Annotated in this window: 16 protein-coding genes; 9 read left to right on the top strand and 7 right to left on the bottom strand. The window is 71.2% G+C overall.

Going from position 1 to position 14,062, the window contains the following annotated elements:
* Positions 1 to 91: 91 nt before the first annotated feature.
* The 3 genes from ABZ215_RS09375 to ABZ215_RS09365 are packed head-to-tail and all read right to left on the bottom strand — an operon-like array spanning position 92 to position 3,938.
* The gene (locus tag ABZ215_RS09375; protein WP_354948987.1) at positions 92 to 922 is read right to left on the bottom strand and encodes an alpha/beta hydrolase; all 831 of its coding nucleotides are present in this window, start codon (positions 920 to 922) and stop codon (positions 92 to 94) included.
* Positions 919 to 2,274 carry a hypothetical protein gene (locus ABZ215_RS09370; RefSeq protein WP_020419787.1) on the bottom strand — a complete coding sequence of 452 codons (1,356 nt, stop codon included), beginning with the start codon at positions 2,272 to 2,274 and terminating at the stop codon, positions 919 to 921. Before ABZ215_RS09370 ends, ABZ215_RS09375 begins: the two co-directional genes overlap by 4 nt.
* A gap of 47 nt (positions 2,275 to 2,321) precedes the next feature.
* A complete protein-coding gene (locus ABZ215_RS09365) occupies positions 2,322 to 3,938 on the bottom strand; it encodes a DEAD/DEAH box helicase (protein ID WP_354948985.1) in 1,617 nt (538 codons plus the stop codon).
* Between the two features lie 338 nt (positions 3,939 to 4,276).
* Between ABZ215_RS09365 and ABZ215_RS09360 the strand changes: the two genes are divergently transcribed.
* From ABZ215_RS09360 to ABZ215_RS09350, 3 genes are all read left to right on the top strand, one after another.
* Positions 4,277 to 4,924, top strand: coding sequence for a ferritin-like fold-containing protein (locus ABZ215_RS09360; protein WP_354948983.1), 648 nt, complete (start codon positions 4,277 to 4,279; stop codon positions 4,922 to 4,924).
* Between the two features lie 43 nt (positions 4,925 to 4,967).
* Positions 4,968 to 5,198: a DUF3107 domain-containing protein gene (locus ABZ215_RS09355; protein ID WP_017986956.1), complete on the top strand. Its 231-nt coding sequence runs from the start codon at positions 4,968 to 4,970 to the stop codon at positions 5,196 to 5,198.
* Positions 5,199 to 5,435: 237 nt separating this feature from the next.
* Positions 5,436 to 5,720, top strand: coding sequence for a hypothetical protein (locus ABZ215_RS09350; RefSeq protein ID WP_354948981.1), 285 nt, complete (start codon positions 5,436 to 5,438; stop codon positions 5,718 to 5,720).
* A gap of 4 nt (positions 5,721 to 5,724) precedes the next feature.
* Here ABZ215_RS09350 and ABZ215_RS09345 read toward each other — a convergent pair whose 3' ends face one another.
* The gene (locus tag ABZ215_RS09345; protein ID WP_020419785.1) at positions 5,725 to 6,042 is read right to left on the bottom strand and encodes a DUF4873 domain-containing protein; all 318 of its coding nucleotides are present in this window, start codon (positions 6,040 to 6,042) and stop codon (positions 5,725 to 5,727) included.
* Entirely contained in the window at positions 6,032 to 6,799 is a 768-nt protein-coding gene (locus tag ABZ215_RS09340) for a TetR/AcrR family transcriptional regulator (RefSeq protein WP_027936129.1), read from the bottom strand. The genes ABZ215_RS09345 and ABZ215_RS09340 overlap by 11 nt, the downstream gene beginning before the upstream one ends.
* Positions 6,800 to 6,849: 50 nt before the next feature.
* On the opposite strand from ABZ215_RS09340, the gene ABZ215_RS09335 reads away from it, so the two are divergent.
* A complete protein-coding gene (locus ABZ215_RS09335) occupies positions 6,850 to 7,755 on the top strand; it encodes a diiron oxygenase (protein ID WP_237337692.1) in 906 nt (301 codons plus the stop codon).
* Positions 7,752 to 8,645: an alpha/beta fold hydrolase gene (locus tag ABZ215_RS09330; RefSeq protein WP_354948979.1), complete on the top strand. Its 894-nt coding sequence runs from the start codon at positions 7,752 to 7,754 to the stop codon at positions 8,643 to 8,645. The genes ABZ215_RS09335 and ABZ215_RS09330 overlap by 4 nt, the downstream gene beginning before the upstream one ends.
* Before the next feature lie 274 nt (positions 8,646 to 8,919).
* Here the strand turns inward: ABZ215_RS09330 and ABZ215_RS09325 are convergent, their stop codons facing one another.
* Positions 8,920 to 9,558 carry a TetR/AcrR family transcriptional regulator gene (locus tag ABZ215_RS09325; RefSeq protein ID WP_027932365.1) on the bottom strand — a complete coding sequence of 213 codons (639 nt, stop codon included), beginning with the start codon at positions 9,556 to 9,558 and terminating at the stop codon, positions 8,920 to 8,922.
* A gap of 84 nt (positions 9,559 to 9,642) precedes the next feature.
* Between ABZ215_RS09325 and ABZ215_RS09320 the strand changes: the two genes are divergently transcribed.
* From ABZ215_RS09320 to moeZ, 3 genes are all read left to right on the top strand, one after another.
* On the top strand, positions 9,643 to 10,653 hold the full coding sequence (locus tag ABZ215_RS09320; protein WP_354948977.1) for an alpha/beta fold hydrolase: 1,011 nt from the start codon (positions 9,643 to 9,645) through the stop codon (positions 10,651 to 10,653).
* An 82-nt stretch (positions 10,654 to 10,735) separates the two neighbouring features.
* Positions 10,736 to 11,854 (top strand): DUF3152 domain-containing protein, encoded by a 1,119-nt coding sequence (locus ABZ215_RS09315; RefSeq protein WP_157358642.1) that lies wholly within the window; start codon positions 10,736 to 10,738, stop codon positions 11,852 to 11,854.
* 100 nt (positions 11,855 to 11,954) lie between these two features.
* Positions 11,955 to 13,133, top strand: a complete 1,179-nt coding sequence (gene moeZ / locus ABZ215_RS09310) for an adenylyltransferase/sulfurtransferase MoeZ (protein WP_017986964.1) — start codon at positions 11,955 to 11,957, stop codon at positions 13,131 to 13,133.
* Between the two features lie 51 nt (positions 13,134 to 13,184).
* Here moeZ and ABZ215_RS09305 read toward each other — a convergent pair whose 3' ends face one another.
* A complete protein-coding gene (locus tag ABZ215_RS09305) occupies positions 13,185 to 13,415 on the bottom strand; it encodes a hypothetical protein (RefSeq protein ID WP_354948975.1) in 231 nt (76 codons plus the stop codon).
* A 402-nt stretch (positions 13,416 to 13,817) separates the two neighbouring features.
* Between ABZ215_RS09305 and ABZ215_RS09300 the strand changes: the two genes are divergently transcribed.
* Positions 13,818 to 14,060 (top strand): hypothetical protein, encoded by a 243-nt coding sequence (locus tag ABZ215_RS09300; RefSeq protein WP_354948973.1) that lies wholly within the window; start codon positions 13,818 to 13,820, stop codon positions 14,058 to 14,060.
* Positions 14,061 to 14,062 lie beyond the last annotated feature (2 nt).

Here is a 14,062-nt window from a genome sequence, read left to right as displayed (position 1 = left end):
CCACCCGCTACGACAAGTTGGCCACGCTCTACCGCGCCGCCATCCTCATCCACGACGTCATCACCTGGACAAAGACATTGTCAGACACGGCCTAGGCCACCCACTCCCGCCACTTGGTCAGCAGCACCTTCAACAACACAACCGGGTTTTCGGTGTTCGGTGAGTGTGCCGCGCCGGGGATGAGTTCGAAGGGCGCTCCCAGGCGGGCCGCCATTTCGCGCTGTGCCGGGACGCTCCAGGCGTCGTCGCGTTCGCCGGCTATCACCTGCGTTGGCACGCCCGTCGCAGCGAGTTCGGGCACCCGGTCCGGCTCCGTGCGCAGGCCACGCGCCATTCCGAGCAGCCCGGCCGGGTTCGAGGCCAGGAAACGCAGTCGCAGGAAGTCCTTCAGGTCCTCGGGCATCGCGGTCCACAACGGCGACCGCGCGCTCACCTGCTCCCGCACCCGGTACACCTCGTCCAAACCGGACTGCCGCAACACCGGCTCGCCCGCGCCCAACGCCTGCCGCCGGGCGCCTTCCGGCAACTCGCCGGGTCCGCTGTCCAGCAACGTCAACCCCGCGACCGGCGCGCCCGCCAGCACCGCCGCCCGCGCCACCAGCCCACCGTAGGAGTGGCCGAGCAGCACCACCGGCCCGTCGATGTCCGAGATCAGCCCGGCCACCACGGAGCCCAGCGCGGCAGGCAGGTAAGCCTCCTCGTCGGGCGGGCCCGGCGACTCGAACTGGCCCGGCAGGTCGATCGCGATCGCGCGGAAACCGCCGTCCGCCAAGCCGTCCAGCAGCGGCGCGAAGTCCTCTTTGGACCCGGTGTACCCGGGAACCAGCACCGCGGTCACCTTCGCCGGAGCGGGCGTGCGCAGCGCGGCCAGGCCCCGCAGGCGCACCTTCTCCGCCCCGTGCGGGGTCAGCTGTGCCGTCACGACAACGCGACCAGCGTGTTCCCACGCTGTTCGAGCAGCACCGGCCCCAGCGCGGCCAGGCGCACCGGCCCGGTGTAGCCGTGCCGGTCCACCGCGATCGTGCGGATCGTCGACCCGTCCGACTCGTTCAGCACCGCCAGCCCGCCCTGGATCGGCACGACCAGCTGGTGCGCGAAGGTGATCCCGGGGCCCAGTGCGCTGTTCAACGTCCACAGTGGAGTCAGGTTGTCCCGGGACAGCGCCATCATCTTCGACCCGGTGAACCAGTACACGTTCGCCGACGTCGTCGACGTGACCGGCGCCAGCCCGGCCGGGTCCTGCGCCAGGTCCGACGCGGGCAGGTCCAGCGGGTAGGCCGCGGTCTGCTCGCCGTCGGCGTCGTAGAGCACCAGCAGCCTCTGGTCCGGCAACGCGACCGCCGTGTGATCACCCGACATCGCGACCATCTTCGCGTTGTGCCCGGCCACGATGGCGCTGAACGACACCTGCGGCTCGTCCGACTCCTTGGGCACGGACTTCATCACCGTCAGCCGGTCGCCGGGGTCGCCGGGGCACCGCTCGATCACGCCGAGCCGGCCCGACGCCATCGCGACCGAGCCGTAGGTGCAGCCCGTGCGCGGCTGCTTGTTCGGGTTCACCAGGGCGGGGACCTTGCCGTACTCGTTGGTCTCGACGAGGTCGTCCCGCCAGGTCACGAGCAGTTCGGGCCCGGTCGCGGTGACCTGGCTGCCGTCGGTCACCAGCCGCGTGCCCAACGGCGCGCTGCCGGTGCGCTGCGCCTTGCGCAGGCCCGTGTCGATGCCGAGCCCGATCACTTCGGAACAGCCGGACTCGCCGTTCACGCCGTCCTTGCGGTACACCGCCAGCACCCGGCCCCAGGCCTCGGCGGCGGTGCACAGCGTCAGGTCGCGGGCGTAGCGCCAGCGCACCTCGCCGGTCAGCGGGTCGCGCCCGGCGATCTCGCCGCCGTTCGCGGTGGCCACGGCCGTGCCCTCGGCGATCGGGACCGGGGCCGAGTCGCTGGGCGCCTGCCACAGCTCGCGCAGCGTCGCCGGCACGGTCGCCGGCGCGGGCGGCAGGGGAGCGCCCGGCGCGGACGTCTCCTGGATCGTCGCCCGGCTCGCGCTGCCTGCCCAGATCACGACACCGGTGACGACCACGACGACGACGATCAGGACCGCGACCACCCGGTCACGAGGCCGGTTCCACGGGGACGGCCGCTCGCGTCGCGGCCGTTCCGGAGCCGGCGCCGGGGCGGGAGCGCCGGCCAGCACGTCCTCCGCGCCGATCGGCCCGGCGACCTCGCCCCCGTCGGGACGGCGGTGCCGTCCACCCGCCTCGGGCTCGCTCACGTTCCTGCTCCCGGTGTTCGCCGGCGCCCCCGCGGCGCCGGTCGGCCTCAGTCTGCCGAACCCGGTGTATCAGACGTGTTCGCCGTCGCGCTGGCCGAGCCCGAACGGCGACGGCGGCGGCGACGGGCGGGACGCTCCGCGGCCTCGCCGCCTTCACGCTCGGTCGGGCCCTTCTCCGCGGGGCCCGAGGTGTCGCCGACCGCTTTGCCACCGCGGGTGCGGCGGCGCGGACGGCGCTCCTCACCCGACGGCTCGCCGGTGGCCTCGGGCTGCTCGCCCTCGGCCTTCGCGGCACCGCGGGTGCGGCGACGGTTGCGGGTGGTCGCGCCGCCGCTCCGGCGACGGCCGCCCATCTGCTCCTCCGGCTCGGCGGCCAGGCCGGCGCGGGTGCGCTTGGACAGCGGCAGCCGCCCGGTGGCGTCCTCCGGGATGTCCAGGTCGCTGAACAGGTGCTTCGACGTCGAGTACGTCTCGACCGGCTCGGCCATGTCGAGCTTGAGCGCGTCGTTGATGGCCTGCCAGCGGTGCATGTCGTCCCAGTCGACCAGCGTGATCGCGACGCCGGTCTTGCCCGCGCGGCCGGTGCGGCCGATGCGGTGCACGTACGTGCTCTCGTCCTCGGGCGTCTGGTAGTTGATCACGTGTGTCACGTCGGTGACGTCGATGCCGCGGGCCGCCACGTCGGTGGCGACCAGCACGTCGACCTTGCCGGAGCGGAACGCGCGCAGCGCCTGCTCGCGAGCGCCCTGGCCGAGGTCGCCGTGCACCGCCGCGGCGGCGAACCCGCGCTCGGCGAGGTCGTCGGCCACCTTCTGCGCGGTGCGCTTGGTGCGGGTGAAGATCATCGTCAGGCCGCGGTCCTTGGCCTGCAGCACGCGGGCGATCAGCTCGGGCTTGTCGAGCGAGTGCGCCCGGTAGGCGAACTGGGTGGTGCGCTCGTGCACCGCGCTGGAGTCGTTCTCCTCGGCCCGCACGTGCGTCGGGCGGTTGAGGAAGGTGCGGGCCAGCTTGATGATCGGATCCGGCATCGTGGCCGAGAACAGCATGGTCTGCCGCTGGTCGGGCACCATGCCGAGGATGCGCTCGATGTCGGGCAGGAAGCCCAGGTCGAGCATCTCGTCGGCCTCGTCCAGCACCAGCGCGCGGACCTTGCCGAGGACCAGCGCCTTCTGCTCGGCCAGGTCCAGCAGGCGGCCCGGGGTGCCGACGACCACGTCGACGCCCTTGCGCAGGGCGCTGATCTGCTGCTCGTACGGGCGGCCGCCGTAGATCGCCAGCGTGCGCACGTTCAGGTGCTTGCCCGCGTCGGTGAGGTCGCGGGTGACCTGCAGGCACAGCTCGCGGGTCGGGACGACCACCAGGGCCTGCGGGGTGCCGTCGCCGGGGGAGACCACGCGCTGCAGCAGCGGGACGCCGAAGCCCAGCGTCTTGCCCATGCCGGTGCGGGCCTGGCCGATCAGGTCGTCGCCGGCCAGCGCGAGCGGCAGCGTGAGGGCCTGGATGGCGAAGGTGTGCTCGATGCCGGCCTCGGCGAGCGCGCGCACGATCTCGGGGCGGACGCCCAGCTCGGCGAAGGTGGGGGTGGCCGGTTCGATGTGGTCGGCCTGCAGCGGGTGGGAGGTGTCGGTGTCCGGGACGCCCGTCTCGCTGTGCTCGAGGGCCACCGGGTCGATCTCGTTGTTGTCGGGAATGTTCGCGGTCAGTGTGATCGCCTCTCTCTACCAGCGCGCACGGCCTGGTCGAGATTCGGCACTCAACCGGCGGGAAGGTCCACCGGGAATGCCTGGACGGCGTGCACGCGCATTACCTGCCGCTCACAGTGGCGCCCGGGGTCTGCTCGTCCTCCGGCGAGTCGAGGCGGGTGTGCCTCGGGTGGGGCGCGCTACTGCGGATGCGGTAGCTTTCCCGTCCAATTGTAACCGGTATGGCCCCGGCCTCGGCATTTCGGCCCGGTGTGTCCACGTTAGATTCGTCTCCCCGCGACGGCGGTACGCTCACGGCCGTGACACGAGAGATCAGCGAAGGCGTCGTCGACCTGCTCGGGGTCATCGCCTACGGCGAATTGTCCGCGTTCGACCGGATGGCGGAGGACGCGCGGAAGGCGCCCACCCTGTCCGGGCGCGCCGCGCTGTCGGCGATGGCGGCCGCCGAGATCGGGCACTACGAGATGCTGGCGAAGTTCCTCGCCGAGCACGGCAGGCGCGTCGAGGACGCGATGGCGCCGTTCGTGGCCCGGTTCGACGCCTGGCACGCGTCCACCGCGCCCAAGTCGTGGCTGGAATCGCTGGTCAAGGCCTACGTCGGGGACGGGCTGGCGGCGGACCTCTACCGCGAGGTGGGCAGCTGGCTGGACCCGGAGACCAAGGACCTCGTCGTCACGGTGCTCGCCGACACCGGGCACTCGGCGTTCGCCGAGCGGGAGGTCGCCGCCGGCATCGAGGCCGACCCCAAGACGCGGGACAAGCTGGCGTTGTGGGGACGGCGGCTGCTCGGCGAGGCGCTGACCCAGGCGCAGTACGTGGTGGCCGAGCGGGACCCGCTGGCCGAGCTGATCGTGTCCGGCTCGGGCGACCTGTCGGGAATCGCCGGGCTCTTCCGGCGGTTGCAGCAGGGGCACACCAAACGGATGCAGGCGCTCGGGCTGGGCTAGCCTGGGCGGTGGAGTACGTGGCAGAACCAGTCGGAGGTAGCAGGTGGAGGTCAAGATCGGCATCAAGGACACCCCGCGTGAGCTGGTGGTGTCCAGTGGCCAGTCCGCCGAGGAGGTCGAGAAGCTGGTCGCCGACGCGCTGAAGACCGAGGACGGCCTGTTCAGCCTCACCGACGAGAAGGGCCGCAAGTTCCTGGTCCCGTCGGACCGGATCGCCTACGTGGAGATCGCGCCCTCGGACGTGCGCCGGGTCGGGTTCGCGGTCGGTTCGTAAGTCTTCTCGCGGAGGGGGCGTTCACCACGAGGTGGTGGACGCCCCTTTCGTCGTTTCGTAGAGCGCGCGTTGATCCCGGTCGGCGAGCTGCTCGCAGGTTACGCGCCGCGTACCGGCAAGGCCGTCGAGCTTATTACTCCAGTGATGTTGCGGCTGCGCGCCCCGAGGAATGGCGGGAGCCGATCTGATGATCGGCTGGGCGCAGGTCGTGCGATGGCGTCCTGACCAGCTGCGGCCATGTGTGAGGCGCGAGTCCTCGCCGATGCGGAACTCGCCGACCGGGTGGGCGAGGTGCTGCGGCAGGCCGAGGACATCGACAGCGACTCGCACAACGGCTTCGACCGGATCAAGACCGAGCGCGCGGGCCCGGACACGGGGATCGAAATCCGGTTCAGCGACGCTTACGGCGGTGAGCTGGTCTTCGGTTCCGCCAAGCGAACCCTGCTCGGCGCGACCACCGGCTGCCACCTCTACGCCGCGGCCAAGGAGCGCGGCGCCCCGCGCCCCTCGACCACTCCGTGACGCGTCAGTCGGCCAGTTCGGCGAGCGTTTTCGGCACCGTGAACGGCGGCGTGCTCGTCCCCAGGATGCGGTAGCGGCCCCACGGGTCGGGGTCCGACAGCTCGCCCGTCGCGGAGCCGTCCGGCGTGCGGATCTCGCCCTTCTTCTTCCGGCCGCCGCACAGCTCGTCCAGCCGGGCGCTCGGCGCGATGCGGCCGTACCAGCGGTAGTAGCCGTCGATGGGCTGGAAGTGGCCCCTCAGCTCCACCTCGACCGGCACCTCGGCGCCGTCCACCACCACCGTCGCGGGACCGGTGTAGCCGTCTTCGTCGTCAGCCGACATCCGTCTCCTCCTTCGGGCGCACCCGTCCGAGCTGGACGATCTTGTTCTCCTCCAGCGGCTTGTTCGGGTCGATCGTGACCCCGTGCTGGCGGGCCAGCCCGTCGATCGCGGCCCAGATGATCTGCGTCAGGTACTCCACGACGCTGTCCCGGCTCATCGACCGGCGCTCCAGCCACCACTCACCGGTGTTCTGGACCATCCCGACGATCCCGTACGCCCACGGCTCGGCCGCGCCGGAGTCCATGTTGAACATCCGCATGTAGTCGCCGAGCAGGGCGGTCAGCGCGGTCGCGATCAGTTCCTTGTCCTCGGCCACCACGTCGGCGTCGGCCGGCTTGCCCGCGAACGAGCCGCGCACCAGCAGCCGGTACAGGTTCGGGTGCTCCTCGATGACGGTGAAGAACGCGTCCAGCGCCATGCGGATCCGCGGCACCGGCGCCAGCTCCGCGTTGATCGCCGGGACCAGCCGCGAGAACAGCAGCTCGGTGCCCCGCTGGCCGAGCGCGTCGTACAGGTCGGCCTTGTCCGCGAAGTGCCGGTACAGCACCGGTTTGGTGACCCCGGCGGCGACCGCCACGTCGTCCATCGCCAGGTCGGGACCGCGCTCGTCCAGCGCCTTCAGCGCCGCCTCGACGAACTCGGCCCGGCGCTCGACCCGGTGCTTGCGCCACCGGTCCCGGCGCGCGTCGCCGGTCGCCGGCTCGCCTGCCGAAGGGTGCTTGCCGCTGCGCTTGACACGATCCGTCACGCGCCTCATGCTACCAGAGGTAACTGTTACCACGGGTTACACAATGTGGGGAGCACGCGATGACGCGAACGCTGGACGACCACGGCCGCGAGAAGACCGCCGACCGGTTGCTGAAGTCCTCGGCCAACAAGTTCTACGACCCCGACGTCGACATCGACTGGTCCGCCCCGCTGGCCGAGGGCAAGCCCTTCCAGCTGGAGCGCCGCAGCTCGCTCTACGGCACCCACCTGTGGGACCGGCTCACCGAGGAACAGCGGCTCGAACTGGGCAAGCACGAGCTCGCCAGCATCGCCAGCAACGGCATCTTCTTCGAGGTGCTGCTGATGCAGCTGCTGCTCAAGGAGGTCTACAACTCCGACCCGACGACGCGGCACGTGCAGTACGCGCTCGCCGAGATCGCCGACGAGTGCCGCCACTCGACGATGTTCGCGCGCTCGGTCGAGGCCGTCGGCGCGCCGGCGTACGGCCCGGTGAAGATCGTGCACCGGCTGGGCAAACTGCTGCCGTTCATCGGCTACGGGCCCGCGCTGTACGGCTCGATCCTGGTCGCCGAGGAGATCCTCGACCGGATCCAGCGGGAGAGCATGGCCGACGAGGACATCCAGCCGCTCGTGCGCATGGTCAACCGCATCCACGTGCTCGAAGAAGCGCGGCACGTGACCTTCGCCCGCGAGGAGGTCACCCGCGGCATGGCGAAGCTGAACAAGGCCGAGCTGCTCTACCAGCGCTGGCTCATCGCCGTCGTCAGCTTCGCGATCACCCGCAGCCTGATCAACCCGCGCGTCTACAAGGCGGTCGGCCTCAACCCGCGCGAGGCGTGGGAGGCGGCCATGAACAACCCGCACTGGCACGAGACCCTGCGCTGGTCCGGCGAGCGCATCATGGCGTTCCTCGACGACGCCGGGCTCGTCGGCCAGCCGGGCACGTACTGGTGGCGCAAGTCCTTCCTGCTGGGGGCCCGATGACGGCGACGGTCCGTCGGAGGGGGACGGGCCGTCGCTTCACGACGAGCGACGGCACAGCCCTCCACGTCGAGCTGTCCGGACCGCGCGACGCCGCGGTCACCCTGGTGCTGGTGCACGCGTGGACGCAGGACCACCTGGAGTGGGACCCGGTCCTGCCGCTGCTGCCGACCGGGGTCCAGGTCTTGCGCTACGACCACCGCGGGCACGGCTGGTCGGAGCCGGCGAAGCCGGGGACGGCGACGGTCGCGCAGCTGGCCGACGACCTCGCCGAGCTGATCGCGGAGCTGGCGCCGGCGGGCAGGCTCGTCCTGGCCGGGCACTCGATGGGCGGGATGACCGTGATGGCGCTGGCCGAGCGGCACCCGGAGCTGGTCGAATCGCGGGTGGACGGGGTCGCGTTCATCGCCACCTCGTGCTGCGACATGGACCGGCTCACGCTCGGGCTGAACGGGCGGGCCGGACGGGTGGCGGCGCGCGTCGACAAGACGTTCGGGCGGCTGCTGAACCGGTGGGGCGCCGAGCACGTGCCGATCCCGGCGCCGCTGGCCCGGCCGTCGGTCAAGTGGCTGGCTTTCGGGAAGAAGGTGCGGCGGGCCGACGTGCGGGCGATGACGGAGCAGTTCCTGCGTGCGCACCCGCGCAGCGTCGGCGGCTTCCGCGACTCGATGTCCGACCACGACCGGCGCAAGGCGCTCGCGACCCTGCGCGGCACGCCGACGGTGGTGATGGTCGGCGACCGGGACCGGATCACGCCGGTGCACCACGCGCGCGTGATCGCCGAGGAGTTGCCGGAGGCGGAGTTCGTGCTCTTCCCCGGCGCCGGCCACGAGCTGACCTACGAGCGGACGCGCGAGGTCGCGAAGCGGCTGAGCCGCCTGCTGGCGAACTAGGACCGAGCGTTTTGAGGGCGGCGGAGCCGCTTCCGCCGCCCTCGCAGCCGGCACCGCCGCGGGTTCTGAGTCAGCTCAGCCGCGCGGAGCGCGTCGGTTGAGGGTGGTGGTGGGAGACGGGCGGGCGCCTCCTCGCGAGGACAGCGCCGACGTGGTGGTCGGCACTGCCGCGCGGAGCGCGTCCACCAGGGGTGGATGAGGGGTGGTGGTCGGGCCGGCGGGCGGGATTCTGAGGTTCCGCCACCCGCACCGCTACGCAGGCCGGCCCGACATTTCAGGAATCGCCTGGCGTGTGCTGGAGCGGGAAGCCGCCGCCGATGCCGCGCCAGGCGAGCGTCGCGGTCAGCGACACCGCCTCCTCGCGGCTCATCGTGCTGTGGTGGGCCAGCCAGAACCGGGCGCTGACCTGGCTCAACCCGACCAGGCCGACCGCCAGCAGGCGCGCCCGGCCCTCGTCCAGGCCCGCGTCGGCGGTGATCGTGTCCGTGATCGCGTTGACGCACTCGGTGGTGGCGCGGTCGACGGCCTCCTGCACGACGGGCTCGCCCCGCAGGTCGGACTCGAAGATCATCCGGAAGGCGCCGGTCTCGCTGGCGACGAAGTCGAAGAACGCGCCGACGGCGGCCCGCACGCGGAGCTTGTTGTCGGTGGTCGAGGCGAGCGCCTCGTTCACGCGCGCGACCAGCTCGTCGACGTGGTTCTCCAGCAGCGCGGTGTAGAGGTCCAGCTTGCCCGGGAAGTGCTGGTACAGCACCGGCTTGCTGACTCCCGCCTGCTCGGCGATCTCGTCCATGGCCGCCGCGTGGTACCCGTTTGCCGAGAAGACCCGCTGCGCCGCGGCCAGAAGCTGAGCGCGCCGCTCGGTCCGGGGTAGCCGGACTCCCCGCTGTTGCGCCGCCGCAGTCTCCGTCATGCTTTCCTCCCAAAGAACCCGTTCGAGATTACTCGCCGGTATCGCCGAGTCGCCAAGGGCCGGGTGGGTAGGCATCCTGGATTGATGACCGACACCGTCCCGGCTTCCCGGCCGTCCCCGGATCCCGGGGCGCCCAGGGTGCCCGTCACGCACGTACCGCTGTCCACTCGTGAGTTACCCGAACTCGACCCGAAACTCACGCCGTGGCCGGGGAAAACCGAGCAGGTCGGCGGCGTCTCGCTGCACGTCCGGCGCACGCCGGGCGCGGCGGAGGAGACCGTCCTCTACGTGCACGGCCTCGGCGGATCGTCGACGAACTGGACCGACCTGGCCGCCCTGCTGGCGCCGACGGCCGGGGGAGCGGCGATCGACCTGCCCGGCTTCGGGTTCTCCGAGCCGGAACGCGCCTTCGATTTCAGCCTCGACGCGCACGCCGAGGTGGTCGCCAGGTTCGCGGAGGGGCTCGGCGCGGGCCCGGTGCACCTCATCGGCAACTCGATGGGCGGCGCGGTCTCGCTGCTCGTCGCGGCGCGGCACCCCGAGCTGGTCAAGACGCTGACGTTGATCTCGCCCGCGATGCCGGACCGGCGGCCGGACCCGCGGCGGCTGTCCGACCCGCTGATGGCGCTGGCCTACCTGCCGTTCGTCGGCCGCCGCGCCCGGCGCAAGCTCGCCGCCTACACCGCGCACCAGCGCGCCAAGATGGTCATCAAGCTGTGCTTCGCCGACCCGGACTCCTTTCCCGAGCACCGGATGGCCGAGCTGGTCGAGGAGCACAGCGCGCGCGCCGAGCTGGCCTGGGCGAACGTGGCGATGTCCCGCAGCACGTTCGGGATCTTCCGCACCTGGTTCGCGCGGGGCGCGGCGTCGCTGTGGCGGGTGACGCCCAACGTGACGGTTCCCACGCTGGTCGTGTGGGGCACCGAGGACAAGGTGATCTCGGTCCGCCGGGCCGCGCGGACCGCGAAGTTGCTGCCGCGCGGGCGGCTCCTCCTGCTGCCGCGGACCGGTCACGTGGCGCAGATGGAACGCCCGGTTGCCGTAGCGAAGGCTGTTCTGGGTATGTGGGAGGCGGTCGCTGCCGGTTCGTGGTAGCCCATTCGAGTTAATCCGAGCTCGCTCCGTGACGGCTTGGTCGCGCGTTGCGTAACTCTGCGCATGTGGCAATCTGGGACCCGTGAAGCGGGCGAGCAGCGGCGAGCGTGGCGAAGGACGGCGAGCACAGTACGCGCCCCCGTCGGGCCGGTCGTCGGTGCGTCTGAGCGAGGACCGCTACCGGCCGCGCGCGCGCCGCGTGCAGGCCGAGCCGCTGGCCGCGTCGTGGAAGCCGCCGCAGGCGCAGCTCGAGCAGGACCCGGAGGAAGCCCGCCGGGCGCGGCGCCGCAAGGGCAAGGTCGGCCGTCTCGTCGGCGCCTACGGCTGGCGCGTGTACGCGTTGCCGGTCCTCGTCGTGATCACCGTCCTGGTGGTGTTCAACACCGCGACCGAGCCGGCCCCGCCGCAGACGAACTCCGCGGCGCAGACCCTCGACGGCGGCGCCGGGCAAGGCGGGGACAACGCGCTCTCCGAACAGCCGGCCGCGCCGCGCGACCTCAACATCCCCACCGCCGAGCTGCCGACCGGCGGTGATTTCACGCAGAGCGGCTCCATGGCCTACCACGTCGTCCCGGTGCCGAACGACGGCGTGAGCGGCAAGGAGGCCGGCAGCGGCGGGAAGCTTTACCACTACACGATCGAGGTCGAAAACGGCATCGACGCCGCCAGTTACGCCGGTGACGACGCCTTCGCCAGCGCCGTCGAGCGGACGCTGTCGGACGTGCGCAGCTGGATCGGCACCGGCAAGGTCAAGCTGCAGCGGGTCGGCGCGGACTACCCGGACATCGACTTCCGCGTGAGCCTCACCACGCCGGACACCGCCAAGCGGCCGGACGTGTGCGGGTTCAGCATCCCGTTCCCGACCTCCTGCTACTCGCGGGCGTTCGACCACCGCGTGGTGATCAACCTCGCCAGGTGGGTGCGCGGCGGGCTCGCGTTCACCGACCTCGGGATGTACCGGCAGTACGCGATCAACCACGAGGTCGGGCACGCGCTGGGGAAATCGCACGTGGGCTGCCAGGAGAACGGCGCGCTGGCGCCCGTGATGATGCAGCAGACCTTCGGCGTGTCGAACAACTACGTGGCCCAGCTGAACGCGGTCGACCAGTACAACTCGAAGGCCGTGCCGGCCGACGGCAAGACCTGTGTCCCGAACGCCTGGCCGGTGCTGCAGTTCGGCGATTCGGCCCCCGCGGGCTGACGCGTTCCACATCCTGGGACGGCGGGAAGAGTCCGGTCGCGCTCCGTGTTGTGGATACTTGGGGAAGCGACAACGACAGCCGCGCGAACTTGGAGGACCGATGGCAGGCACGCTGCCGCCGCTCGTGGAGCCGGCGGCCGAACTCACCAAGGAAGAGGTGGCCCGCTACAGTCGGCACCTGATCATCCCGGATGTCGGGATGGACGGGCAGAAGCGGCTGAAGAACGCGAAGGTCCTGGTCATCGGTGCGGGCGGCCTCGGCAGCCCCGCGCTGCTGTACCTCGCCGCCGCGGGCGTCGGGACGCTCGGCGTCATCGACTTCGACGTCGTCGACGAGTCGAACCTGCAGCGCCAGGTCATCCACGGCCAGTCCGACATCGGCAAGCCCAAGGCCGTCTCGGCCAAGGAGTCGATCGCCGAAATCAACCCGTTCGTCAACGTCATCCTGCACACCGAGCAGCTGACCACCGCGAACGCGCTGGACGTCTTCCGCGGCTACGACCTGATCCTGGACGGCACGGACAACTTCGCGACCCGCTACCTGGTCAACGACGCCGCCGTGCTGCTGGGCAAGCCGTACGTGTGGGGTTCGATCTTCCGGTTCGAGGGCCAGGTCAGCGTGTTCTGGGAGGACGCGCCGAACGGTCAGGGCCTGAACTACCGCGACCTCTACCCCGAGCCGCCGCCTCCGGGCATGGTCCCCTCGTGCGCCGAGGGTGGCGTGCTGGGCGTGCTGTGCGCCTCGATCGGCTCGATCATGGTGACCGAGGCGATCAAGCTGATCACCGGTATCGGTGAGCCGCTGCTCGGCCGCCTGATCAGCTACGACGCGCTGGAGATGAAGTACCGCGAGGTCAAGATCCGCAAGGACCCGGAGACGCCGAAGATCACCGAACTGATCGACTACGAGGCGTTCTGTGGTGTCGTTTCGGACGAGGCGCAGCAGGCCGCGTCGGGCAGCACCATCACCCCGGCGGAGCTGAAGGCCAAGTTCGACGCGGGCGAGAACTTCGAGCTCATCGACGTCCGCGAGCCGCACGAGTACGAGATCGTGAACATCAAGGGCGCCAAGCTGATCCCGAAGGACCGCATCCTGTCGGGCGAGGCGCTGGCGGAGCTGCCGCAGGACAAGCCGATCGTGCTGCACTGCAAGTCGGGCGCCCGGTCGGCGGAGGCGCTGGCGGCGCTGCACCGGGCCGGGTTCAAGGACGCCACGCACCTCGGCGGCGGTGTGCTCGCCTGGGCGCGGCAGATCGACCAGAGCCTGCCGACGTACTGACGTTTGCCGGAAGGGCCCGTCGCGGTGTTTGCCGCGGCGGGCTTTTTTTCGTTACTTCAACCACCCGGCGATGTCATCGATCACCGCCTCGTCCACGTGCTGCGGGTGCGCGTACTGCTCGGGCCGCGAGGGTGCCGTGCCGGGGAAGAACAGGTGGTCGCAGGCGTCGTGCACGCGGATGTCCACGTCCGCGCAGTGGGTGAGGCACGCGCGCCAGCGAGCCAGGTCGTCGTCCACGGTCACCTGGTAGTCGCGGCCGCCCTGGAGGATCAGCACCGGCACGTCCAGCGTGGGCGTCGGGCACGTACTCCTCAGTCATCGTCGGCGCGCCGGCACGCTTGTCGAACCGGACGACGGCCACGCCGCGGCTCGCCAGACCCCACGCCAGGTCCTTGACCGGCTTGTTCGGTCCGCTCGTCTCGTCACGGTCCTGCGGCCCGCCACCGGTGAACAGCGTCAGCCGCCGACGGCCGCGCCGACCGTGACGTCGTCGCTCGGCGGACGACGGAACGGCGTCGGCCGGGCGCAGTCGGACGGGTTATTCCGCGCGCCGCGGCTGCTACTCGACCTGGACCATGATTCCTTCACGCCGCGAGCGATCGCCGTGGAGTGGCGGGTGCGTGGCGTGGTCGAGGCTCCGCCGAGCACACCTCGAGCTCTGCCGACTACCGGCAGGTGTTCGCCTTGGCTGTGGCCGCGCTGGTCGCCGAGTTCGGGGCCTACCTCGACCGTGACGACGCGGACCCGGCCGCCGATCTGGTCGGGTTCCGGCAACACGCCCTCTGGCTCAGCCGCGACGAGCTGGAAGCGCTGATCGCCGACCTGCGTGCGGCGATCGTGCCGCGGCCGGCGAACGAGCTCACCGCGCAACGCGCGCGCTACCTGCTCAGCCCGATCCTCTTCCCGGCCGCGGAACCGCCTGCTTGAAC

Origin of the sequence: Amycolatopsis sp. NPDC006131 (genome assembly GCF_040614175.1) — a bacterium.
GTDB classification, from domain to species: Bacteria; Actinomycetota; Actinomycetes; order Mycobacteriales; family Pseudonocardiaceae; genus Amycolatopsis_E; species Amycolatopsis_E tucumanensis.
This window is presented reverse-complemented; position numbering and strand designations above follow the sequence as displayed.

Coding starts and splice junctions, on each gene's coding strand:
- moeZ (WP_017986964.1), top strand. CDS start 11,955: ATGGCAGGCACGCTGCCGCCGCTCGTGGAGCCGGCGGCCGAACTCACC.
- ABZ215_RS09325 (WP_027932365.1), bottom strand. CDS start 9,558: ATGACGGAGACTGCGGCGGCGCAACAGCGGGGAGTCCGGCTACCCCGG.
- ABZ215_RS09330 (WP_354948979.1), top strand. CDS start 7,752: ATGACGGCGACGGTCCGTCGGAGGGGGACGGGCCGTCGCTTCACGACG.
- ABZ215_RS09350 (WP_354948981.1), top strand. CDS start 5,436: ATGTGTGAGGCGCGAGTCCTCGCCGATGCGGAACTCGCCGACCGGGTG.
- ABZ215_RS09340 (WP_027936129.1), bottom strand. CDS start 6,799: ATGAGGCGCGTGACGGATCGTGTCAAGCGCAGCGGCAAGCACCCTTCG.
- ABZ215_RS09320 (WP_354948977.1), top strand. CDS start 9,643: ATGACCGACACCGTCCCGGCTTCCCGGCCGTCCCCGGATCCCGGGGCG.
- ABZ215_RS09345 (WP_020419785.1), bottom strand. CDS start 6,042: ATGTCGGCTGACGACGAAGACGGCTACACCGGTCCCGCGACGGTGGTG.
- ABZ215_RS09335 (WP_237337692.1), top strand. CDS start 6,850: ATGACGCGAACGCTGGACGACCACGGCCGCGAGAAGACCGCCGACCGG.